The organism is Bacillus sp. FDAARGOS_235 (genome assembly GCF_002073415.2).
Lineage (GTDB): Bacteria > Bacillota > Bacilli > Bacillales > Bacillaceae_G > Bacillus_A > Bacillus_A toyonensis.
On sequence record NZ_CP020437.2, the window covers coordinates 393,557 to 416,027 of the forward strand.

Consider the following 22,471-nt stretch of genomic DNA (forward strand, 5'->3'; position numbering starts at 1 on the left):
TCACCTTTCTTGCCATGCACTTAATAATCTTGCATAAGCGGTATGATTGGCACTATTGGATGCTAATTTCAAATAGATATACTTCATATTTCCTGTTGGTACACCCAGATCAATCATGGCATTTACATAATAATCATTCGCAATCGTTTTGCTATGCATGGTGTACCATAAGTCCTTTCCGTCTACATCGGTTATTTTCACTTGTGCCGATGAACCCGGATCAATTGCAAGACTCAACGCAAAAACTAAATATCTACCTGTATGTTTTAAAGTGAAGTAATTACAATTCGACCATGTTGTATTACGTGTTGCATACCAATAGGCGCTATAATTTACACCTGGTGACATAAACGGCGGTTCATGAGAACTAACATTCATATCAAAGTTGGCTATCCCGTTTATGATTAAATTGTAACCATCTTCCCGTTCTATTTGCACAGCGCCTTTTTTTGAATACAGACCACGATAGTCCAATCTTGCAAAGGAATCTGATTTCCCTGTATTGGCCGTTATACCATTCGAGTCCAAATTTATTGTTGTTGGAAGTGGACTTGTTAAACGTAAATCCGTTTGAATCTTTTCAATCTTCTCTCGTACTTCATCCGGGTTTTCTGTCCAGCCAGTTAATATGCTACCTTCTTGAAACGCCATCTCAATCACATTTAATGTACCGGATGCCATCCCATTAAAAATATAAGGAGAAAAATATAAATCTTTATCTTTTGGTGTTAAAAAAGTGACGTATAACCTTTTCCATTGTTTTGATAAAAATGATTGATCATACTTAATAATTTCAACCATCTGTCCAGCTGTATCTTTTGCTGTATGCGCCCAAAAATGAAGTGGCGTTATCACTGTCCCATTTCCTGCTGCTGAACCGTATGCCATTGTAGAATACGTATAATAGGTATTTCTTTTCAAAGGTATATTAGGTTCAAGGTACTTAACCCCTTGTGGCATAAGAACCCTTAATGTTCTCTTTCCGTTATATAAGATTGAACTATCTGGAACACCGCCACCTTGTCCATTGTCTCCCCACAGCCGATTCGCAATAAAGTCCGCTGTATTTTTTAAAATATTACTTCCACCAGATGTTTGTTCGTCCACATTCTTTTTCGCTTTCGCTTGGATAACTTCACTTAGAGCATCTACAGCTTGATAGTATTTGAGCCATGTATCACCCCATACAGTAGGGTTAATGGAGATAACTTTGTCTTTATTACCAATAGAGGTGTCCCATACATCAATTGGTGTAAGATCTTCTAGAAATAGTTTTAAATTCGTATATTGGGTTGCCACAGCGATATAGTTCGCATCTGAAGTAGGTATCCCTATGTTAGTTGCCTGTTTACGAATAGAATAAAACTCACCTTTTCCTCCACTGTCTAAGGCGGTAACGATTGGCAAAGTATTTGCTGTATCAGGCAACACTGTTCCAATTATATTTGCTAGTTGTTCTTTAATATATCTCCGTTCCATAATGTCAATTTTGGAATCGTCCACAAAATCTAATAATGTCTTTGATATATTTTCCGTTGTTTTTTGAGCCGTTTCTGCTATTTCTTTCGCTTTTAATACAATCAATCCGTTCAAGGCGGTTTGCGTTTCAAAATAATTCTTCAAACGATTTTTATACAATTCCCCATCGATTATAGAATCTTTTTTCATATTTGAAGGCGCTAAAATGGCAGCCTTGTTATTTTCATCAACCAACACTGTTAAAAAAGTTTTTAATTCGTTGTACCTTTGAGTATACATATCTCTTTCTGCAATCTTTTCTTCTGCCTTCCAATATCCAAGTGCGATCTGTATCATGGATCGATACTCATTTTGTATTTTATTCCATTCAGAATTAAGATACTGTTTTTCAATTACGCTAATCACATTATCTTTAGATACATTATCAATTAAGGTTTCTAATCTGTTTGAAACCTTTAATGGATCATAACCTTCTTCAAAAAATGTACCTAGTCCAATTCGGACATTATTTGCTTCCAATTGACCAACAACACCCGCTGAAGTAACAAGCCCTTCATAAGTAAGGGCTTCTTTAAATGTTTTTCCACTATCTCGGCTAATTCCGATACCAGCACTGGTGAAGGCTACAAGGTTATTTGGATTTTTAGGATCAACGCCAAGTATGCCATTCTCAAATGTTAATTCTGTTTGAGCGTTCTTAATTGCTTCACTTGCACGTTTAACGCCTTCATCTAAGGCATTGTATTTAATTTTCCCATCTTCGTTTACAACGCCACTCATTGCCTTCTGTACAGTTTGAAAAAGTGTCCCACCAAAAGATTTTTTATAGTTAGCTAGTGTAACCCTACATGCAATCGGCTCTAGCTTCGCATTAAATACTTCCTCAATCTCCATAATTCTGGTTTCAATATCAATATCCATTGGCTCATAAATTAAAAGAACCCGATCCCCTTCATTCGGAACATTGTAGGGGTATCCGGCTTTTCTCAAATCTATAAAGTCAATTGTCATACTGACAACTGGCGTGTCCTGTAGGTTTTCTTTTAATGCCTTATCTAGCCCTTCTATAGTTGTATATCGTTCATCATCTATGGAATCAGCTTCATTTAGACCGAATTTATGTACATTCGGACTGGTGTATTCTCTCTCTAATCCGTCTTTACCATATCCACGAATATAAGTAGCAAGGGGTTTTGTATCAGTATCACGCTCGAATGTTTTGATATTATAATTGTATCGAAATTGAAAGTCTGTATCTTCCCCTATTCTTTCTTTAAAACTCGCGAGGTTTCCACGCACGGATATTTCTGCCTTATAGCGTTCTAATATCTTTTTTAATAACGCCAATCGATTTTCTTTACCAAACTCTTGAAAGTCTTCCGCATAAAACTGATCAATAATTGCTGTTTGATAACCAGTTCCTTCGAATACAAAATCTACCGCATCACGAAACGTCATGCTGCCATTATGAACTTTGTACTGTTGTTTATTCAACATATTCACGTAAAATTCATGAATGCATTCGGCCCTTTTATAAAACTTATCCCCTATAGTTCTTTCTGCTAAATGCTTTACAATATAAATTTCGCCATCAAATTCAATTTTGCTTTCTTCTTGTACCAACGGAAAGGAATGTGTATTTTCTTCTGTAGGATATAGTAGAAAACTGATTCCTTTTTCCCCATTCACCCTACGGACTCTAGTTATAGTTGGAAACCCTGTTAGTATCTCTGTACTTCCTGCTAAATCAGTTACTGTAACTAATTCCAACATCGCACCTCCTCTATAAGTATTGGAAACGAAAATCGAATGAAATAGAAAAAGCGCCTTTAGCGCCTGTGATTTCAAATTCATTTATTCCTTCCCTTAAAGATATTACTTTTTTATTTGTGTTTCGAACAATGGACAAGCTGTTTTTCGTACTTCTCACTTGATCTATCACAATTGTATCTTTATCCGTTGTTGTGCCGTTATACGTCCATTCGTCTTTCGTTGTTTTGTTTTTAATCTTAAGGTTTTCAGAAGCACCTTTAAAGGTAATTCGTAAAGGCATTTGCCTTGGATCAATTTCTACTTCACCTTTATTATCAATAGAGAATGTAGCTGTTGTTCTTGTGTACTCTGTTTTCATCTTTTCTAACGTCGATTGTACGGATTCAGCAAAAGCATTCGCTGATTTATACTGAATTTCTATAAGGCTGTAGTTTCCGTTCGCCTGCGGTTCTACTTCATACTTATTTGACACTCGTACTTTCCAACGCTTTTCAGGCTCTCTATTTGAAACAATATAAAATGGAGATTGCGAAGCGAAAAGACGGAACATAAAATTTCGAACTTTATAAAAATCATCTATCCCATGTGGTTCTGCGAGAAATAAAGATTTAATATCTTCCCTTGAATTAAAACTTCCACCTAAATCAATTTCCCCATGTCTCCCATCTAACTTTTCGTATCCAGTGTTATAGAAGGGGGAATTAGGAAGAAAGTTTAAAACAGTAAGTTTGTCATTAGATGAAATAACAAACTTAGAACCATCTTCCTGAATAATTGTAAGAGTTTGATTCGTCATCGTCTCACCCCTGCATTGTATAAATCTGTCTCAAACTTCTGTTCTTGCAATAGCTCTAATGGAGATATTAATAATTCTGCGAGAACCATTCTATCTATTACAATTTGTAGTGGTCTTTGTTGTGCAAGATCTTTGTTACTATATGGCATATATTGTCCCTTATCTGGATTATCGTTATCTGGTCTATACTGAATGGCATTAGGATTATCCGATAACACTTCTCTCCATCTAGAAAGATTACCAACATCATAAATTGAAAGTCCTTCAAAACGTTCCATTTGACGTCCGATTTCTCTAACCATATCACGCATATTCTCTGGGATATGTGTTATCCAATCGTTTTGCCAATCTCCATCCACAAAGATTGCATTGAAATATTTCGTTAATGGCTCATCACCTTGAAAACTAAATATTTCTTCTGGTTTTATAGAACGAATACCATCAATTGCACCTGTTACTGTATCTTGCAAGGCATCTCGTACTACAGAATATTGACTCTTAATCCCGGCTGCAAGTCCTTGCGCCATTTGAACACCTGCAAATGCTAAATTATTGGATTTTAGCGTATTTACAAGAGACTTATAAGCATTCGTCCCAAGAGTGCGGCTTTCATTTTCTGCCATATAAGATGTTTTTTGAATACCCAGCGCAAAACCTTCACTAAAAGGTTTACCACCCTGATCACGTGTTAATCTTGATGGAGAGTTCATATTAAGTGTAGCCTTTAAAGCATCGAATGCACCTCTTGCTAAACTAGATGCTACACTTTGTACATTCCATCTACCATTAGAAATACCTGAAGCAAATCCACTAGAAAATGCTTCACCGGGACTGATCGAACTAACACTTTTCAGACCAGAATTCCCACTTTCCGCTACATTAGAACCACTTGATCTCGCTTGCCCCTTTGTATCTTCCATACCTTGAGCAAACTGACTACCACCTTTTTGACCCTGTGGCGTACCATTAACGTTATTAAAGCCAGCATGAGCTGAAGCTACAGCTTCAAGAGCACTCCCTCGGATATAACCATTTTGATTGACGATACCACCTGCAAAACCTTGGCCCCCTTGATTACCTGCCGGGTTTCCATTTATCGTGTTAAAAGCACCATGAGCACTAGCGACTACTTGCAAAGTACTTCCTCTAATATAGCCCTCTTGATTTATTATCCCTTGTCCTAATTCACTACCGCTCTTATTCCCTCCACCGCCATCGGTTGTACTTCCCATAATACCTTCCACAGCTTGTTTTTTCCCTGTTGCTGCATTTTCTGGGGCTGTATTACTAGCAATTCCATTTGCGGTTGTTTGTGAGATATTTGAACCTTGTTGAGTTGTATCAATATTTGTTTTTTGCACAACCATTTGTCTAATGACTTCAAGCGCTGTATCTATGTTAATTTGTCCGTTTTGCAACCCTTGTGCAAGGGAACTAGCTGTAAACTGTCCATTAGGACCTAAATCATATTTTGTTTGATCGTCCAGTGTTATTCCTAACTTGTTAAATACATCTTGTACACCGATGAAGCCCATTTCCATGCCTGTTTTTAAAGTAGACATGATTTTGGTTCCATCTTGAGATAAATCAGTAGCTGTTAATTTAGATAAATGTTGTTGAAAATAAATAAACACAGCGTCAATACCAACTGTGCCTTCTTTCAAACCATTTACAAATTGTGTTGATGTCATTTTGCCCAGTGGGCCCAAATCAATTTCTAAATTCTTTTTAAGATCAAGATTTAATTTTGTAGCAATATCTGTAACGTTCATTTGCTTTAATCCATCAGCAAACGTAGTCATCACTTTAATACCCTCTGCGGTTAATGGTTTACTCCCCATCTCTACACGCATTGTATTTATAAGAGCAACCGCTACATCCTGAACCTTATATTTACCTGTTTTTATACCATCAACAAACTCTTCGACCTTTACTACGCCTTTTTCACCTAAGTTAACAGCCTTTGTACCATCTTCTAATGCATAAGCGATATCACTACCAATTTGCACAGCCTTTTCACGAGTTGATTGAAAAAGGCTATCATAAACAGTATTAGAATTGGCAATTAGTGCTTCACCATATCTTTTTACCTCATCAGCACTTTTCTTACGTAAATCAGATTCTTTTGCGGCTCTATCTTGAAGCCTTTTAAATAAATTTTCATTCGTACTCTCGATTATCTCTGAATTCTTTACGTATTCGCCAAATCCTCGACCTTGAATTTTAATTTTTTCAGTTTCGGCTTTCGTAATACCCGTTGTTAAATCCATTTCAATACCCTTGGACTTTAACACTTCCTGTGCTTGTTGAAGTTGTTGTTTATATCCTTCTGTTATTAAGATAGACTGATCAGAGTATTTCTTATTAATTTGTGCAATCGCAATCTCTTGCCCTTTAGTATCAGCTATTTTACTTTTTGCAAATTCTATTTCTTTCTGTCTAGCCTTATCTAACTCATCCGTTAATTTTTTATATTCAGACCCTAAATCTTTTACTTTACCTTGGATTGTTTCAACAGAAGTATTGCTGTTGAAGTTATCCATTGCTTTACCTATTTTTTGAATCTCATCCACGCTTTTTGACGCTGCTTTTCCTACTTCACTATCGATAGCTTTTAAAGCTGTAAGAAATACCGACTTATCAGCTGCAGTCATCTTATATATCTGTCCATTATATTGTGTAAGTAAGCTTTGAATTTTCTCATTCGCTTTGATAACTGCCTCTTCTTGCGCTTTAAATACTTCCATTTGATCATTTAGAATTTTGTCTTTCGCTCTTAATACTGCTGTATCTGTTTCATCAGAAAACCAGCTATCTAAATGCGCCTGAAGTTTCCCTCTATCTTTATTAATCGCTTGAATGGCTTCATCCGCTAATTTACCGAACTCATCATGAGCACGTTGTACAGCTTCTTTTGCTTTATCCCCAGTAAGCACCGGGATTTCATCTAACGTCTTAAAAGCTTTTTCTTTTAAATTTACGTATCCTTCAATTGCTTTTTTTGTACCTTCGCTTACACCCTCGCCGTATTTCCTGCTATCTTCTTCTGCTTGTTTCGCTTTTTTACCAGCTTCGGCAAAAGCAAATCCTAATGCACCTAATCCGATTACAACGCCACCAATTGTTGCAACAATTGGGTTTGCTATAATTGCACCTACAGCAAAAGAAAGCATTCCAAGGGCACTTACTACCCCTAATACTGCTGGGGCTAATAATAATGATGTACCATATACTTTTTTTGTACTATCATCTAATCCGTTAAACCAATCTGCTACACCTTTAATTGATTCTTTTAGTTCCGGTATAGCTTGTTTAGCAATATCTAGAATCACTTTACCAAGTGGTTCTAATGCAATTTGTAATTCTCTGGTGACTGATTTCCATTGCTTTGCACTTGTATCATAACCGTCAACCATTTTATTCATTGCACCACTATAGTTTCCTAAGCCCGTTTCCATATTGTTTAGAGATAACATAGTAGTAGCTTCGAGGTCTTCCCATTTCACGCCAAAAAGTGCAACGCCTAACTGATTTACTTTAATTTGGTCATCAGTAGTTCGTAACTCATTTAATACAGCATTGAAGACATCCTTTGAAGTAGCTTTCCCTTCTAACATTGCTTGCCAAACCTTTTGAGTTTCCTTGCTCATTTGGCCCATCGCTTCTGTTGTGGACTTACTACCATCTTTAACACGGATACCAAACTCTTTCATTACATCATTCACATAGTCGAGATTATAAGCACCATTTTTACTACCATTAATCAAAATCGTAAACATTTCATCCGCACTAAATCCCATCTCATGGAACAAAGGACCATACTCACTTAAATTATCAAATAGCTCATTTGAATAATTTAACCCTTTAGCTGATCCTTGTGCTAATAAATCAAACGCTTGTTGTCCAGATAAGCCAAAACGGCCCATTAATTGAGCCGCACCACGAGTAACCTCGTTTACATCCGACTCCATTGTTTCCGCTAAGATTTCACTGTCTCGAGTTACTTGTTTTAAGGTTTCATCATCGTTAATATCTTTAATATTACGCTTTACTTTAACTAAAGAATCGCTGACACTAGCTAAATCCTCACCATATCCTTCACGCCATACTTCTTTTGCTACAGCACTAACTTTTAAGCTTTCTTCTCTCGTTAATCCTAAACCAGCCTGTACTTTTTTATTTGCTTCTTCAAATTGACCTGCATTTACTACTAATGCACCAACACCTGCCGCTACACCCACCGCGGCCGCTCCAAATCCTTGACTAATTCTTGACCCAGTATCTTGCATTGTGTTTCCAACTTCGTTCATGCGTTCTCGCAATCTTCCAGAAACATTACCTAACTGGTCCATTCTTTCTTGTGTATCGCCTAATTCATTCCGATAACGATGTAATGCTGCTGAAGCGTTATTAAAGGCTGTATCATTTCGGGAAACTTGTGCTGTTAATCGTTGTAAAGCTTGTGTGCCTTGTTTATATTCTTGTTGTAATTGATTATATTGAGTTTGTAAATCTTTTGTTTCTTGCGCATTTTTGCCATATGCTTGTGTACTTTGCTGTATTTCTTGTTCCAACTGTTGCATTGATGTAGCTAATTGCTCACACTTTTGGCGCATTTCTTGTTGTTTTTGCTGTGAAGTCCTTAAAGCTTGCTCATAATGCTTCATTTTTTGCGTTTGCGCTTCAATCTTTTGATTTAAATGATTTGCCTTATTCTCCAGCTGATCCATCTCAGAGCCAACGCCACGTAACTGTTCTGAAGTATTTCTAAACTCTGCATCAATTCGTTTCAGACTTCGATTAATACCTGCAATTCCATTTTCAAACTGATCTGTGTCCAACCGGACGCGACCACCTATTGTATTATCACCTAATGCCATTCAATTCTCACCTACCTTTATAACCATGCTGGCGCTTGATTTGCCGATGTCACTCGATTTGTCTTTTGCTTTTTAGCCAAACAGGTAAAGTAAAACGCAATATCCATTTCGTTAATTTGATTTTGTGTCATTCCTGCATCCATAAGTACGTTGTATATATCGATTACGATGTCTTGATACTTGATTGTTTTCTTTTCGGTTTCATCTCTAGCTGTTTCATCAACTTTTTTTTCGCATCTTCTACCGTTTCCATTACCGTTATCGCTTCATTTAGACGACCCATAATTGTTAAACAAATAGAATGAATGGTAAGGCTTAAAAACCATACATGAGTACCATCAACAAATTCCTGTGCCGTAAATTGATTACCATACACTTTAGCAACAAAATTAGCTGCTCTTTCAATTGTTTCTTTTGGTACAAGGTCTGCTTGTAATTCGTCCGCTAATGTTGATGCTTCAAACGTTGCTGAACCCGGAATAAACTGTGGTAAATAAAAATCTTTTTGACCTTCTGCATTCTGTAAAGTAATTTTCATCCACTTTTCCTCCTACATTAAAATAGGGATGGCATTTGCCATCCCATTATTCTTATTCTATTAAGGTGTTGCTACAGGTAGAGTCGGCACTGCTTTAAACCAATTCGCCGCTGCTGCTGCATCAAATCCAACTTCTTCTTCATCTAATCGATGTCTCCAGTTACCATCCGCACGTTGAATAGCCTTACCTTTGATTTTTGCGCTTTGGAATGTCGGTTTGTCTTCAGCCGTTTTATGCTCATCGCTCGGAAGCTCAAACTTCATTTTGTAATAACATACATATAAATTTTTCCCGTTGTCGTATGGTAAGCGATATAATAAAGCTACATAAGGAGCTACATCGCTTGTGTTATCCACAACTTGACCTTTTACAACCTTTTTTCCTAACAACTCCGCATAAATGGATAAAGGTAATCTATCTACTTCCAATTCGATTTCAGTACCCCCGAATGCACTAGCTGTTGCTGCTGGTCCACCTTCAGCATAAAAAGTTGCCCCTTCGGCTTTAGGTGAAGCTTTCCCACTAACTGTTTTACCGATTCGTTTTGGTGTAGTGTACGTTGCCTTTCCATCTGCCGCCTCTGTCAAAACCGCATAATGTAAGTCTCTAAAATCAATTGCCATTGCCATATTTCATTTTCCTCCTTAATTAATAATTTCCGTTACAAAACGAAAACCATATCGATAAATTTTTGTATCCATTTCATAATCTGGATAGGTACTTAAACGCTGAAAAGACAGCTTTTTCATAGCTGCCTGAACTGCGGTTTTTAGTTGTGCTTTGATTGGTGACATTGACCATATATCAACTTGATACATAACGATTGAAGTTGTTTCCTCATTCTCCGCATACATTCCTGGAGATGTATTTAATTCAGAAAATGTAATCCATATAGGTGTATTATCGTTACCTTTTACAAACTGATATATGAACTCTCCGCCTAGCTCAGATTTAATAAATACATCTGTACGTAATACATCGAACACATCTTTATTGAAATTCCTCATCGTCCTGTGACCCTACGCATAAATTCTCGTTCCATTGCTTGCAACACCTCTTTTTCACTCTGAACCAATGTTTTCTCTACAAAGCCTTTATGTGGAGGGTTAGGATTTCTACTAGTCCCCCAATTTTGAAACTTCATATAGAAGTGAGGAGATCGGTCTGCTTTATCCCATCCTATTTCAACAAAATAAGAGCCGCCTTTTTTTACGACTCTTCCCTCTTCAATAGCATTTTTAGCATGTTTACCATCCCACCATGGTTGCTTTGGTGTCGGTGTATTTGGTTCAGGTCCTACAGGAGAATTAAACTCTAGCTTCTGCTTAAATACTCCCGCACCCGCTTTTAATGCTTCTTTTGTAATTTTAGGGACATCTTGACCTAAACCCTCTAATTCACGAATCCATTCTTCTATACCGAAGACCTCTAATTCTGCCAATTGGATCGCTCCTCACAAATTAGGCACATTTCCTTATGCTGTTCGTCGATATCAATAACTGACTTAATCTCATATAGTTTGCCATCATACCTTGCACGCATTGCTGAATTGATGCCTTTTCGATATCGGATTGTAAAATTTATCAATTTAATAACAAACTCTGCATTCCCTTGAAATATTTCAGATCTAAACCCTGTACCAAATGGCGTTTTAGCTTCTGCCCACACTTTAACGAACTCTTTCCATTCAGATGGAATAGCGTTCCCTTCCTCATCTTTTGTTTCTGATGATTTTCGTTCTAGTATGATTCGTTTATTTAATTTACTTGGATTCATTGGTTATCACCGCTATCGTAATCCCTTAATTGTAATATCATAGTTTCTAGCGACTGCTTTAATGCAGGGACATTTAATGATTTATCTTGATTCTCATAATTTAATAAAACATGCGTTATTACCGCGATTTTATATAGTGCCTTTTCACTTTCAGGAACACCCGATTGTAATAAGGATTCTTTTGCTCCATCGATTAGAAGTTGAATATCTGTATCCTCTTCATCTCCATCGATTTTCATTTTTCTTTTTAATAGCTCTAACATATAATCACCTATGATCCTGAAGCATTGGTTTTCGCTGATAATTCAACGCTAAACGGAGAATTTAATCCGTTATTTCCAACTGCTTTCACTTGATAAGAATATGTTGTATCACCAGTTAGACCTGTGTCTTTATAGGTCGCTGTTACTGATGTCCCTACTTGTTTTCCATTGCGCAGTATTTGATACTCTTTAATGCCCCCATCATACACAACAGGAGACCAACTAATGTTGGTCGTTGTTACTGTTGTAGAATCAACTTGTAACCCTGTTGGTCCTTGGGGAGGATTAGGGGGTAGTCTGCACTTCAGCGATACGGAATGCTGATTTTAGTTTAATTTTATGGTCAAACCAAGCTGTTAAAACAAATAATTCAATACCTGTTTTTACATCTTTGTCACGATCATAAATCATATTTGGATCGTAGTTGAAGTGAGAATATCGGAAATCACCAACAACTGGATTCACTGCTGAATCACAGAACTTAACTGGCTTCCCTAAAACCTGTTCTGGTTGCGCATTATATAAGGTAGCACTACCATTAGCAAGTGTTTCAATTATTTCTAGATAATCTGTGTAGCGCATCTCAATAGTCGCATTTTCACGAAAATCTTCATGTAAATCTGCAACTGCTGACTTAATAGCTTTATATAAAGTTGCGCCTTTAACTGACTTAATGCCAGCTTTATAGAATGACATAGATTCTTCTCCAGCTTTAGGCGTTGTAGCAAATGCTACTTTTTTCTCTTTTGCTGCTAAACCACTTTCTAACGCTTGATCTACAGTTTGTACTAAGTTTGTATCAGTTGCTGCTAAAACAGTCTCTGAAATAGGTACAAACACCTTAAATTTATTACGTCCGAAGGTTACAACATCACCTTCCGCTTTTAATTCTTTTGCTGTTGCTGTATCAGCAATAAAATCATCATCATCTAATGTAAAAGTAACTTTAGGGATTTCAAGGTTTGTTACACTTGTAAATGTAGATACGTCTCTTAATGGGTTTTTGACAAATGGTTCATGCAATAATTCATTTGTCATTGTAGTTGGAAGAATCTTTTCGCCACCTGTTGAATTTTTATCACCAAGAGCTGCTCGTGCTTCTTGTGACAATGTACCTCCACGAATTGTAGCTCGAACCAATTCTGCTTTCGCTGCAACTACCTTTTGCTTTGGGTCTTCAATAGATTGCAAGCCAGTTTGAGTTTGAAATTGTGCTTTTTGTTCAGCTTCCATCGTGTCATGTTGTTCTTTAATTACATTAAAACGCATTTGAAGATCTTGCTTGGATTGTTGTAACGCTTTAAGACTTTCCATAGTTGTGGATGGATCAATCGCCTTCTGAGAAAGCTCACTCTCTACTTTTTGTAGTTGTTGACCAATAGTAGATAAATTTTGTTTTAGTTCAAACAATGTATTTTTTGAGAAGTATTGAAAGTTACCAATAGATAATCGAAATTTATTTTTCATTAATGAATTCCTCCTAAAATTGTGTTTATATAGTCCACGTTTGCTTTCGCTTCTTCGGCAATTTTTTGTCGTTCTAACATTTCGTTTGGCGATACGTTTGCTTGTGTATTTACTAATTGTTGTGGAATATTTTTGTATTCCTTCACCCATTTTTCATCTAGACATGCTGCGGCATTATTTGCTGAGATAATTTCATCACAAAGTCCATACTCCATAGCTTCATCAGCCGATAACCACGTCTCTGCATCTAGTAATTGTTTTAATATATCTTCATCTAACTTATCACCAGCACGAGTTAAATAGTGTTGCACCATCGATTGGTTAATACGTTCAATGTCATCCGCTGCTTTACGTAGCTGATCAGCATTTCCTGATGCATATGTCCATGCATTGTGTACCATCAACATTGAATTAGCATACATAATTATTTTGTCTGAAATCATCGGTAATACTGATGCGCAAGAAGCACCTATGCCATCAATATAGGAAATAACCTTTGCTGGATGTCGTTGTAACATTGCGATAATAGCCATTGTTTCAAAGACAGATCCACCTGGACTATTGATGTAAAGGTTAATCGTTTCAATACCATCACCTAATTCATCCAGTTCATTTTTAAAAGTAATAGACGATACCTCGCCATACTCTTCCCATGCATACTTTGTAATTTCTCCATAAATAAAAACATCAGCCGTTTTACCATTGGCGGATGCTTTCATTTGGAAAAACTTATTCTGTTTGTTCTTTGCCACTGTTTTTCACCCCCTTTCGTTGAGTTGGCTCCATATCAATTGGATATAAATCACCGCTTACCCAAAGTTTCGAAGCATTACCACCAACAGGTGGTTCGTCTTCTTTTTGGCGCACATCATCTTGTGATAACCATCCGCTCCTAATTGCCGCTTGATAATACGCTGTTCTTGAAGCTGTATCACCTCTTAATAGCCCTCCAAGATTGAATTTAAAGTAATGTCCCTCTTGGCGTTCTTTTTTATTTAGCAACTTACGATTCATTTCTTGCTCATACTGACGAACAATGGGCGTTAGAGTCATTTGAACAAATTGAATCATCAACTGTTCATTACTGCTATAGCTTTGTCCTTCAGTGTCATTTAAAAATGTGACCGGAACATTAAAAACGTTAGCAACTCGTGAACGTGTAATTCGTTCTGATGCTAACGTGTCTGAAGCAAAGTATTTCCGCTCCATTTCATCTATATTTACACCTGGTTCTCTAAATAAAATACCGCCATTTTCTTGGTAAAAACGTCTAAAGTCATCAATAATCCTTTGTCTCTTATCACTATCCACGTTCGCTCCATACTCCAAAATAAAACTATCCTTTTTCTGCATTTCTGACAAACTAAATTCTTGTACTGCCTTATCATATTCAAGAGTATTTCGCAAAACATCAATTGGACAAATACCTTTCCATCTTGAAATACCTGTGATGTGTTTGACATGAAACATGTTCATATTGTGGATGTAATACGTACCTTCAATCCCACATACCTCATACCACAAATTATTATCATCCCTATTTATAAAAGGTGTTACATAAGCGGATTCAATAGGGATTAATGCTTCCACTTGAAATCGAATATCACGAACGATAGCTGCATATCCATTTCCAGTTTCATTTCTTGAAACTTCAATTTTATTTATCCATTCAAATCCGGTCATGTTTGGATTGGGTTCATTCATCACAACATCAGACACTTGATTAAAAACAGTGTCATAATCCTTATAAAGCTTTAATGGCAAAGATGCTACCGTATTCGATAATCTACTAATTACACTGAAAATCGTCTCGTTTGTAGCTAATTTTGCATTATCAATACCCCAAAACTTTCTTCCAAACCATGAAGAGAAGTCAAATCCCGCGCCTTTCCACCCGGCGGCCGCACCTTTTAATGCTCCCTTCACACGATCTAACATTTTCAATTTCTCACCGCCCTTCTATTTAAAAAGATCGCTAACTGATACAAATTCAATATTTCCATCACCTTGTAACTGAGTTAACATCGGGATTACTTCTGTATGAGCATTTAGAAATGCTGCAAAACCATCAATTTTACGATATTTACTCTGTTTCGAAGGTAAAAAGTTTCCATTCCGATCTTCCACAAGCTTTACATTGTTCATATACCAACGGAAAAGACGGTTTTTATTACTGATTATTTTGCCATCCAATAACAATTCTTTTACATCTTTTAATGCTGGACTTAAAGTTAAATGCCCCTGCCGAACTGGTTCTGTTTCAAATCCATATGCTTTCAAATCTTCATTTAAACGATAAGCATTTGCCGGATCATAAGTGATTTTCTTTATGAAATACTTTTCGGATTGCTTAACAAACCAATCATAAACATACTCGTATTTCACATATTCACCAGGAATAATAGTTAACCAACCTTTATCTTTAAACTCTTTATATTCGATGTCCTCATTATCACGGTCAACTTTAGCTTGCGGAACCCAACTATGAGATAGCACAAAAACCTTTCCATCATCTAAAGGAAACTCTAGACAAGCGCTTGTAAAATCTTCTGATGAAGACAAATCATAACCTGCAACACATTCTTTACCAGCTAATTCCTTTATATCAATAACTTCTTTATTTCTTTTTAATATCTCAATACCAACAAAGGACATTTCATCATTATCAACAAAGATGTTAAATTGTTTTGTAATCCAGTCGTATTTTTCAGCATCTGTATGTTTGTCTGTATTCCAATCATCAATAAGCGATGGAAGGTCTAGTGAAACTCCCATATTAGGATTTGCTTTAATCCATAGTTCAGGATTCTCAATTTCATCCACGCTATCCATTTCAGCCATGAAATAAAACTTTCTATCTTGGTCGATAACACCTTCCAACACATCAGTTGCAATTTCATAGTATTGAACAAGTGGTCCTTCAAGTTGATATCCTGCCGTAGTAATGTAAACAATCATGGGCTGTTTACGTGCGCCACGTGATTTTTTAATAACATTGATTAACTTAAAGTTTTTAAATTCATGTATTTCATCAAAAATACCAAGGTGTGTATTTAATCCGTCTAGTTTCTTACTATCCGATGCACGAGGTTCAATTTTAGAATGCGTTTTATCATGGAAAATCCCTTTCTGATTTTCGCGTAAATGTTTCCGAAGAAGGGGTGATTTTTGAACCATTGCACGACTTTCATCAAATAATTCTCCCGCTTGTTGTTTTGTATTTGCCAAAACATAAACACGAGCACCTGGCTCGTTATCTTTTGCAACAGCATAATTGGACAAACCAGAAATCATTGTAGTTTTTCCGTTTTTACGTCCAATAAAAATAAGGCCCTCACGAAAACGCCTGTAACCTGTATCTTTATGAACCCATCCATACAAAGAACCTATAACAAAGTGCTGCCACGGTTGAAGAACTAACCTTTTATAGTCACCTTTTGATGGGCGACAAAACTTTTCGATATATCGTATCGGTCTATGAGCTTTTTCTTCCTCAAAAACCCAAGGGAACTCCTCAGTCCCTTGTCTCTTCAAATCATTTAGATGACGTTGACAAGACAAGATATTTTTCTTACTAGCTATTATGTTTCCTTTCACAACTTGTTCTGCATACCAAGTTGTTCTTAGTTCAGGAGATGGATCTACCAAAATATGAAAATGCTGTATCTGTTCATTCCGCCAATTTTTATACCAATTCGCTATTTCAGATGGCTTAGAAGTTGTCGTAATCATCATCAGAATCTCCAGTTAACTCTTCTTGAAGCTTTTTTCTGCTTGCCCCAGTCAACCCTAGCTCTCCTAAGTATTGACGAATCTGCTGTAAATACTTAGGTATCTCTGGTATCAAAGTGTGCTTAGTAAGATTTGTAGCACCTGCTTTATTTGTATACTCCATTGTCAGCCCTTCTTTTTTAACATTGGCCGCCATCTCCCTAAACATTTGATAACTGAAAGCGATTGCTTCAACTACAATGGGATCATTTTTATCTGCCTTACCTTCCACTTCTAGAACAGACCAAATACGAATCCAAGTGTCTTTTCCTACTTTTTTTAAATGAGTAGGTGGTTTCCTCTCTATCAATCCTTTATCCACGATATCACCTCACTTACATTTTATGGATAAAAAGTATTGACTCAAAAATAAAAAGCCCTTGTTTTCAGGGTTTACCCCCCTTTAGAAACACCACTTGCGCTACGTACGACGGAGGCATCCGGTCTGGGTGGAAACGACTCTGAACAATAAAAGAAGGGGGGCTATATCAATTCTGTATTTGCTTTTGCTTTTACAACTAATATCTTTCTTTTTTTCTTCTTTTTCCCTCCACCCTTTTCAGGATGTTCTTTGTTATGACATCCATTACATAAACTAATTAAGTTATCTAATGTCAATGCAAGTTCGGGATATTCATTTCTTTCTTTGATATGATGAACCATATCAGCAGGTACTGGTATCAATGGATCGTGCTTCATACACTCTTGGCAACGGTAGTTGTCTCGTATCAACGCTAACTCTCTACACCTTCGCCAAGCTATGCTGTCGTAGAACTTCTTCGCTTCTTTATCCCGTTTGTATTTATCGTAGAATTTTCTTTGTTGTTTAGTTTTATATTCATTCATTACCTTTAACTATATTTCGAGCTATGACTTCACCATTACAATGTAATTCAACGGTTTCAACACCTACTGTATACTTGCTCATAACCTTTTCTAATTTTTCGAATGCACTTACACATTCGTTGATAGCTAATGTAAGTTCTTCAATATTTACTTTCGCTTCTGTCGTATCAATATCAATAAGAGCTGAAACTATATTTTGTTTTGTCATTATTCAACACTCCTTGTCTTTTTTCTTTGTATAATAAAAAGCACCCGAATGGATGCTTTTCTCTCGATTATTCATTTATGTTTCAATTGCGGTACGTGAAGTTTTATCCTTTTTCCAATCACTTAATGTGTTACATTCTTCTGTGCCAACATTATTAAGTAACTGGAAGAAGAGCAAAGCCCCTCTCCGTTTACACAACAGATTTGACTGTGAATCGAAAACAAGAAACAACATCTCATTCAATCCTCAACCATCACCCATAGCCTAACGATCCATTTGAGTTATAAAGGAATGTGAAAAATGTTTTCCGCCACTTCTCACAATACAAATATATCATGTTAAAAACCAAAACGTGTCCGTAAATAGTTCGCAAATTGTCCGCGAATAGTTCGCGAATCATATATAATAATCTTTAGAAAGGATGATTGATATTTTTATGAAAACTATTAAATTAGCAAAGCAAACAATGATCGATGAATTTGAGGTAGATGGATTTTGGTTTGCCCCAAACAACCCAAATCATAAAGTACAGGGAACACTTTCGTTTTCCCCACAAGATGCATCTCTTAATTTACGCGGTAGTTTAACCCAAAGTGAAGATGATCCACTTGGTCTTCGTTCAAAAGTCGATTTTGATACTTTACATGGCGTAACATGGTCTGGAGAATCAGTTTGTTTATTTAATATTCATCGAGCATCTAATAGAATTAACAATTCAGGATTTCCCAGTCAAACATATAAGTTTAAATTCATGATTGTTGGTGGATATTTTTCTTCTGTTGAAGAGCTAATGTTTCAAAAAGTTTCTTTTAACAGTACTTATTTAGAAAGTTTCATGAATACATCAGCATTTACCCATGAATTTGAACATAGTGAGAAGGGGATCTTGGAAAGTGCTAGCACTTCATTTAGGTATCCAGAAAGAAAAAAATGGGATGTCCCTAGTATAGACTGTACTTTTGCAACTAGTTCCCATTTTGATTTCGATACAAACGGTTATAAAAAAGTAGATATGGAATATAAAGCTTTATTAGAATTAATATCAAATTCAAGCCAAAACTATCACTGGTTCTTAAAGAAAATATACAATCTCTTAAGTTTAATTTCTCTTTTCACTGGGAAAGAACAATTCTTAAAAGACCTATCTTTTAAAATTGAAGATACACCTGAGGTTCAAAATAATAAATTTAAAGTCTTCTTTACACAAAAAGAATTTAAAGAAGAAAAAGACCTCGATACATATAAGAGCATAACATTCCCTGATATAGAGAATAATTTAGCTGATTATTTGAATAAATGGTACCTCCTATATGACGAATTAGAACCTTTATATAATCTATACATAAATACTAAGTTTCACGGCATTTATGACACCTGGAAATTTCTTAATTATACACGTATTCTCGAAGGCTATCATCGATTAAAATTTACAAATAGTACTTTCTGCAATCCTACGGACTATAATCCAATTAAAAATGCAGTTATATCTTATCTAGAAGAAATGATAACTGATGATACACTGCAAGAATTAAAGAAAAATATGCAAAATTCTATTTCTTATGCTTATGAGTACCCTTTTAAAAAGAGACTAATTGAGATCGCTAATTCAATTGACGAACCTATTTTCAAAGGGATTTTTAAAAGTAAAAAAGATATGAAAGGGTTTATGAATAAAGTAAAAGACACAAGAAATAAAATGACACATCCTCAAACCGAAGAAAGTAATATTTTTATTGATTTTAAATTATATCTAGCCAATATTAGATTAAGTGCTTTAATTAATGCTTTAATATTAATAGATTTGGGGTTCCCCTCTGATTTTATTGAACACAAATTGTCTTATCTCTATTATCCATTAGGCACTGCAAAAAGAGAGCTGAATTCATAAACAAAAAAACGCGTAGAAAGATAATCTCTTCCTTCGCGTTTTTTTGATTTAAGTAAATAAGATTTTTTTGCCCTTATAAAACGCATTAATCTTTAATGTTTTTTATATTTTATGCCCATTTTCATCAAAACTGAATTAGCTATAAACTAGATTGTGTTGAATTGAATCATCTCTTTTCCCCTTAGATATATCAAGTTTTTCATTAATTCTATAAAATCAATTTGGCATTCTTCTTTTATAGCTAATTAAAAAACATGACTCCTTTTCAAAAATAGTTTAATATCTACATTGTAATATTCTTTTATAAAACTAGGAGGATTAAATGAAAAATTTTAAAAACGAATTATTCGAAACCATAATAGAACCCACTAATTTCAATGAACTTATAATAGTTTTAAACAATGAATTCAAACCTAATTCTGGTAATGTAAAACTTTGGAGAGGACAAGGGGATATTAATTGGCCAATACATAGTGGGGCATATAGAAGACTTATTAATTCTGGTCAACGAAATATCAAGGAGCTGGATATTTTACATTATGAACAATCGTTAATACAACAGGCTACACATAAAGGATTTAGATATGAAAACGGGAGGGTTTTAAGCGAAGTTGAGTTACTTGCTAAACTACAACATCATGGGGCAGCTACTAGATTAGTTGATTTCTCCAAAAACGCCTTGATTGCTTTGTGGTTTTGTGTTAATTCTCAATGTGATAAAACTGGGTTACTTCTAGCTATTCATACCGATTGTATTGGTGGAATGGAATCGGATATAGCAGAGGTCACAATGTCATACTCTGATTTCACACAAGATCTATCTGATTACAATCATCCAATATTAATGGATCCACCAGTTGTATCACCAAGAATTTCAGCTCAACATGGTGTATTTCTTTATAGTGATGTAAGTAGTGAAAAAACAGGTAGTCTTAAAATCCCTACAAAAGAACATGAACGACAGTTCATCGCTATAACACCAACACTAAAAAATGAAGCTCGCCAAATATTAATTGATACATTTAATATTCGAACTGAAACTATTTTCCCAGACTTTGATGGGTTTTCTGCTGCAAATAGTGCTGAGATACCAGAACGTGAAATGTGGAGATGGTAGAGGAACTAAAATTCACTTAATCCTTAGCATTATTAACTCTTTTTCTATGAATTTTTATATAGATTGGTAATAAGAATCTGCTATATAATTCTTATTACCAATTCAAACCTTTAAAATTTAATTAAATTCTAAATTTCTTTTGATAATCATTTAACGTATCTTGTTCAATCCCTATATATCTTAACGTCTCTTTTTGATCTGTATGATTTAACATCCTTTGCAAAACAACTATATCTTTAAATTGCTTATAATGATGGTATCCATATGTTTTTCTAAGTGAGTGAGTACCAATTCGGTCTAATCCAAAATTCAAGGCTGCTTGATTTAAAATTACATAGGCCATCGATCTAGTAAGAGGTTTATTCTTCCCATTTCTACTTTTAATAAGAAACTCGTTCTTCTGTTTCCCTTTCACATATTCCCTCAATGCTTTCTTTAAGTCTGAAGGCATCTTTACCTCCTTAACTTTTTTTGTTTTCTTTTCACGAATAAATATACTCCAGCCTTCTACATCACGAACTCTCAGACGTAAGATATCAGAAATACGTAACCCTGTATTAATTCCGAGAAGGAACAGAATGTAATTACGCTCATTCTGTTCCTTAAAATATTCTTTAAGTTCGTTGATCATTTCTTTATCTCTGATTGGTTGAACAAGATTCATGCATTTTTCACTCCTTCCTTACGTTTTAATTTCTTCTTATATACCTCTACTTTAAGATTAAATGCTAAACGTAGTAATGCTGAACCTTTCAATTTGTAATACTTTGTTTTCCCAACACCTAGCTCTAGCCAAATATTTAAATCTGATTCCATTTCTTCTTCCATATAACTTTTATAAATAATGAACCTTTCATCAGGCTTCAACATATTTACAGCTTGGTGTATCCAATCCATAAACTCTTTTCTTTGTTGTTCCAGTTCAATCCGCTCAATAGCAATATCTTCTGTAGAACTATGGAATTCATTTGTATATGTCGGAGGAACCTCTGAAAGCATTGTCGTTACTTTCGGCATTAAGCTACTCGGCAATGTATTTAAATACTCACGATAATTCCCCAGAACTTCTTCTAACACTTTCTTTGTCTTCTTTGTATCAACAACTGGCATATTAAAAAATAACTGTTCTCTCATAATGAGTTCCTCCTTAATTAATTTTACTTTTGTCTTAAAGCTCCACGTCTACGCTCATAACAAGGTCTATGCATACCCATTAACTCTTCAATTTCACGAGTACTAAATTTCTCTTTTTGCTTTTTCTTGCCTTTCTTCTTTGCTTGTTTTGATTGCTTTTTCCACTCACGTAGCTGACCCTTTAACACCTTCATTTCCCCATCTCCCTTTTCAAAATAAAAAGGACACCTATTCCTAAAACAGCTTTAATTGCTGCTTTAATGAATTGGTGTCCTCTAGTTTTCTAGCCGGACTATATTCGAATGTTATTTTAAATATCCCCATAGTCACTATTAAGATCATTAGTATATTTACTGATTTCCTTCTCTTTCCCACACTTTTCACATTTATAATAACTAACTATCCCCATCTTACCGGTTTTAAAATTTTCACTATCTTGACTTTTAATGAGTTTATATCTATGTATACATTTAGGTTCTTTTAATTTATCCAACCACTTTCCTAACATAAATTAATCACTCTCCTCTTGAAGAT

The 22,471-nt window shown here is 35.5% G+C and carries 23 protein-coding genes; 2 read left to right on the plus strand and 21 right to left on the minus strand.

Annotation, left to right across the window (positions count from 1 at the left end; genetic code table 11):
• From A6J74_RS30605 to A6J74_RS03760, 17 genes are all read right to left on the minus strand, one after another.
• The gene (locus tag A6J74_RS30605) at window positions 1-3,252 is read right to left on the minus strand and encodes a phage tail spike protein (protein ID WP_080609324.1); all 3,252 of its coding nucleotides are present in this window, start codon (window positions 3,250-3,252) and stop codon (window positions 1-3) included.
• Window positions 3,253-3,262: 10 nt separating this feature from the next.
• Window positions 3,263-4,048, minus strand: a complete 786-nt coding sequence (locus A6J74_RS03685; protein ID WP_080609326.1) for a phage tail domain-containing protein — start codon at window positions 4,046-4,048, stop codon at window positions 3,263-3,265.
• Complete coding sequence (locus A6J74_RS03690) at window positions 4,045-8,928, minus strand: phage tail tape measure protein (RefSeq protein ID WP_080609328.1); 4,884 nt, start codon at window positions 8,926-8,928, stop codon at window positions 4,045-4,047. Before A6J74_RS03690 ends, A6J74_RS03685 begins: the two co-directional genes overlap by 4 nt.
• Window positions 8,929-9,091: 163 nt before the next feature.
• Window positions 9,092-9,466, minus strand: a complete 375-nt coding sequence (gene gpG / locus A6J74_RS03695) for a phage tail assembly chaperone G (protein WP_080609330.1) — start codon at window positions 9,464-9,466, stop codon at window positions 9,092-9,094.
• Between the two features lie 60 nt (window positions 9,467-9,526).
• On the minus strand, window positions 9,527-10,096 hold the full coding sequence (locus A6J74_RS03700) for a major tail protein (protein ID WP_080609332.1): 570 nt from the start codon (window positions 10,094-10,096) through the stop codon (window positions 9,527-9,529).
• 15 nt (window positions 10,097-10,111) lie between these two features.
• The gene (gene gp17, locus A6J74_RS03705) at window positions 10,112-10,474 is read right to left on the minus strand and encodes a tail completion protein gp17 (RefSeq protein ID WP_080609334.1); all 363 of its coding nucleotides are present in this window, start codon (window positions 10,472-10,474) and stop codon (window positions 10,112-10,114) included.
• The gene (locus tag A6J74_RS03710; protein WP_080609336.1) at window positions 10,471-10,908 is read right to left on the minus strand and encodes an HK97-gp10 family putative phage morphogenesis protein; all 438 of its coding nucleotides are present in this window, start codon (window positions 10,906-10,908) and stop codon (window positions 10,471-10,473) included. The genes gp17 and A6J74_RS03710 overlap by 4 nt, the downstream gene beginning before the upstream one ends.
• Window positions 10,896-11,243 carry a phage head closure protein gene (locus A6J74_RS03715; protein ID WP_001069935.1) on the minus strand — a complete coding sequence of 116 codons (348 nt, stop codon included), beginning with the start codon at window positions 11,241-11,243 and terminating at the stop codon, window positions 10,896-10,898. Before A6J74_RS03715 ends, A6J74_RS03710 begins: the two co-directional genes overlap by 13 nt.
• Window positions 11,240-11,506 (minus strand): head-tail connector protein, encoded by a 267-nt coding sequence (locus A6J74_RS03720; RefSeq protein ID WP_080609338.1) that lies wholly within the window; start codon window positions 11,504-11,506, stop codon window positions 11,240-11,242. Before A6J74_RS03720 ends, A6J74_RS03715 begins: the two co-directional genes overlap by 4 nt.
• Window positions 11,507-11,514: 8 nt before the next feature.
• Complete coding sequence (locus tag A6J74_RS03725) at window positions 11,515-11,733, minus strand: fibronectin type III domain-containing protein (protein ID WP_472926415.1); 219 nt, start codon at window positions 11,731-11,733, stop codon at window positions 11,515-11,517.
• A 58-nt stretch (window positions 11,734-11,791) separates the two neighbouring features.
• Window positions 11,792-12,973, minus strand: a complete 1,182-nt coding sequence (locus tag A6J74_RS03730) for a phage major capsid protein (RefSeq protein WP_080609342.1) — start codon at window positions 12,971-12,973, stop codon at window positions 11,792-11,794.
• Window positions 12,973-13,725: a head maturation protease, ClpP-related gene (locus tag A6J74_RS03735; RefSeq protein ID WP_080609344.1), complete on the minus strand. Its 753-nt coding sequence runs from the start codon at window positions 13,723-13,725 to the stop codon at window positions 12,973-12,975. The genes A6J74_RS03730 and A6J74_RS03735 overlap by 1 nt, the downstream gene beginning before the upstream one ends.
• Window positions 13,703-14,911: a phage portal protein gene (locus A6J74_RS03740; RefSeq protein ID WP_179874626.1), complete on the minus strand. Its 1,209-nt coding sequence runs from the start codon at window positions 14,909-14,911 to the stop codon at window positions 13,703-13,705. The genes A6J74_RS03735 and A6J74_RS03740 overlap by 23 nt, the downstream gene beginning before the upstream one ends.
• Before the next feature lie 21 nt (window positions 14,912-14,932).
• Window positions 14,933-16,705: a terminase large subunit gene (locus A6J74_RS03745; RefSeq protein WP_080609348.1), complete on the minus strand. Its 1,773-nt coding sequence runs from the start codon at window positions 16,703-16,705 to the stop codon at window positions 14,933-14,935.
• Window positions 16,686-17,066: a phage terminase small subunit P27 family gene (locus A6J74_RS03750; protein ID WP_000357493.1), complete on the minus strand. Its 381-nt coding sequence runs from the start codon at window positions 17,064-17,066 to the stop codon at window positions 16,686-16,688. The genes A6J74_RS03745 and A6J74_RS03750 overlap by 20 nt, the downstream gene beginning before the upstream one ends.
• Before the next feature lie 161 nt (window positions 17,067-17,227).
• Window positions 17,228-17,590, minus strand: coding sequence for an HNH endonuclease (locus A6J74_RS03755; protein ID WP_071730879.1), 363 nt, complete (start codon window positions 17,588-17,590; stop codon window positions 17,228-17,230).
• Window positions 17,583-17,798, minus strand: a complete 216-nt coding sequence (locus A6J74_RS03760; protein ID WP_080609350.1) for a hypothetical protein — start codon at window positions 17,796-17,798, stop codon at window positions 17,583-17,585. Before A6J74_RS03760 ends, A6J74_RS03755 begins: the two co-directional genes overlap by 8 nt.
• A 436-nt stretch (window positions 17,799-18,234) precedes the next feature.
• Here A6J74_RS03760 and A6J74_RS03765 point away from each other — a divergent pair, with 436 nt between their 5' ends.
• Both A6J74_RS03765 and A6J74_RS03770 read left to right on the plus strand, forming a co-directional pair.
• Window positions 18,235-19,686, plus strand: a complete 1,452-nt coding sequence (locus tag A6J74_RS03765; protein ID WP_080609351.1) for an ApeA N-terminal domain 1-containing protein — start codon at window positions 18,235-18,237, stop codon at window positions 19,684-19,686.
• A gap of 322 nt (window positions 19,687-20,008) precedes the next feature.
• Window positions 20,009-20,803: an FRG domain-containing protein gene (locus A6J74_RS03770; RefSeq protein ID WP_080609353.1), complete on the plus strand. Its 795-nt coding sequence runs from the start codon at window positions 20,009-20,011 to the stop codon at window positions 20,801-20,803.
• A gap of 121 nt (window positions 20,804-20,924) precedes the next feature.
• Here A6J74_RS03770 and A6J74_RS03775 read toward each other — a convergent pair whose 3' ends face one another.
• The 4 genes from A6J74_RS03775 to A6J74_RS03785 form a co-directional block, all read right to left on the minus strand.
• On the minus strand, window positions 20,925-21,467 hold the full coding sequence (locus A6J74_RS03775) for a tyrosine-type recombinase/integrase (protein ID WP_080609355.1): 543 nt from the start codon (window positions 21,465-21,467) through the stop codon (window positions 20,925-20,927).
• Window positions 21,464-21,937 (minus strand): ArpU family phage packaging/lysis transcriptional regulator, encoded by a 474-nt coding sequence (locus tag A6J74_RS03780; RefSeq protein ID WP_080609356.1) that lies wholly within the window; start codon window positions 21,935-21,937, stop codon window positions 21,464-21,466. The genes A6J74_RS03775 and A6J74_RS03780 overlap by 4 nt, the downstream gene beginning before the upstream one ends.
• A gap of 23 nt (window positions 21,938-21,960) precedes the next feature.
• A complete protein-coding gene (locus tag A6J74_RS29915; protein WP_080609358.1) occupies window positions 21,961-22,131 on the minus strand; it encodes a hypothetical protein in 171 nt (56 codons plus the stop codon).
• A 116-nt stretch (window positions 22,132-22,247) separates the two neighbouring features.
• Window positions 22,248-22,445: a hypothetical protein gene (locus tag A6J74_RS03785; protein ID WP_080609360.1), complete on the minus strand. Its 198-nt coding sequence runs from the start codon at window positions 22,443-22,445 to the stop codon at window positions 22,248-22,250.
• Window positions 22,446-22,471: the final 26 nt, after the last annotated feature.

What these genes read in the sequence shown, in the direction of transcription:
- A6J74_RS30605 (WP_080609324.1), bottom strand. Translation starts at nt 3,252, where the DNA reads ATGTTGGAATTAGTTACAGTAACTGATTTAGCAGGAAGTACAGAGATA.
- A6J74_RS03685 (WP_080609326.1), bottom strand. Translation starts at nt 4,048, where the DNA reads ATGACGAATCAAACTCTTACAATTATTCAGGAAGATGGTTCTAAGTTT.
- A6J74_RS03690 (WP_080609328.1), bottom strand. Translation starts at nt 8,928, where the DNA reads ATGGCATTAGGTGATAATACAATAGGTGGTCGCGTCCGGTTGGACACA.
- gpG (WP_080609330.1), bottom strand. Translation starts at nt 9,466, where the DNA reads ATGAAAATTACTTTACAGAATGCAGAAGGTCAAAAAGATTTTTATTTA.
- A6J74_RS03700 (WP_080609332.1), bottom strand. Translation starts at nt 10,096, where the DNA reads ATGGCAATGGCAATTGATTTTAGAGACTTACATTATGCGGTTTTGACA.
- gp17 (WP_080609334.1), bottom strand. Translation starts at nt 10,474, where the DNA reads ATGAGGAATTTCAATAAAGATGTGTTCGATGTATTACGTACAGATGTA.
- A6J74_RS03715 (WP_001069935.1), bottom strand. Translation starts at nt 11,243, where the DNA reads ATGAATCCAAGTAAATTAAATAAACGAATCATACTAGAACGAAAATCA.
- A6J74_RS03720 (WP_080609338.1), bottom strand. Translation starts at nt 11,506, where the DNA reads ATGTTAGAGCTATTAAAAAGAAAAATGAAAATCGATGGAGATGAAGAG.
- A6J74_RS03730 (WP_080609342.1), bottom strand. Translation starts at nt 12,973, where the DNA reads ATGAAAAATAAATTTCGATTATCTATTGGTAACTTTCAATACTTCTCA.
- A6J74_RS03740 (WP_179874626.1), bottom strand. Translation starts at nt 14,911, where the DNA reads ATGTTAGATCGTGTGAAGGGAGCATTAAAAGGTGCGGCCGCCGGGTGG.
- A6J74_RS03745 (WP_080609348.1), bottom strand. Translation starts at nt 16,705, where the DNA reads ATGATTACGACAACTTCTAAGCCATCTGAAATAGCGAATTGGTATAAA.
- A6J74_RS03755 (WP_071730879.1), bottom strand. Translation starts at nt 17,590, where the DNA reads ATGAATGAATATAAAACTAAACAACAAAGAAAATTCTACGATAAATAC.
- A6J74_RS03760 (WP_080609350.1), bottom strand. Translation starts at nt 17,798, where the DNA reads ATGACAAAACAAAATATAGTTTCAGCTCTTATTGATATTGATACGACA.
- A6J74_RS03765 (WP_080609351.1), top strand. Translation starts at nt 18,235, where the DNA reads ATGAAAACTATTAAATTAGCAAAGCAAACAATGATCGATGAATTTGAG.
- A6J74_RS03770 (WP_080609353.1), top strand. Translation starts at nt 20,009, where the DNA reads ATGAAAAATTTTAAAAACGAATTATTCGAAACCATAATAGAACCCACT.
- A6J74_RS03775 (WP_080609355.1), bottom strand. Translation starts at nt 21,467, where the DNA reads ATGAATCTTGTTCAACCAATCAGAGATAAAGAAATGATCAACGAACTT.
- A6J74_RS03780 (WP_080609356.1), bottom strand. Translation starts at nt 21,937, where the DNA reads ATGAGAGAACAGTTATTTTTTAATATGCCAGTTGTTGATACAAAGAAG.
- A6J74_RS29915 (WP_080609358.1), bottom strand. Translation starts at nt 22,131, where the DNA reads ATGAAGGTGTTAAAGGGTCAGCTACGTGAGTGGAAAAAGCAATCAAAA.
- A6J74_RS03785 (WP_080609360.1), bottom strand. Translation starts at nt 22,445, where the DNA reads ATGTTAGGAAAGTGGTTGGATAAATTAAAAGAACCTAAATGTATACAT.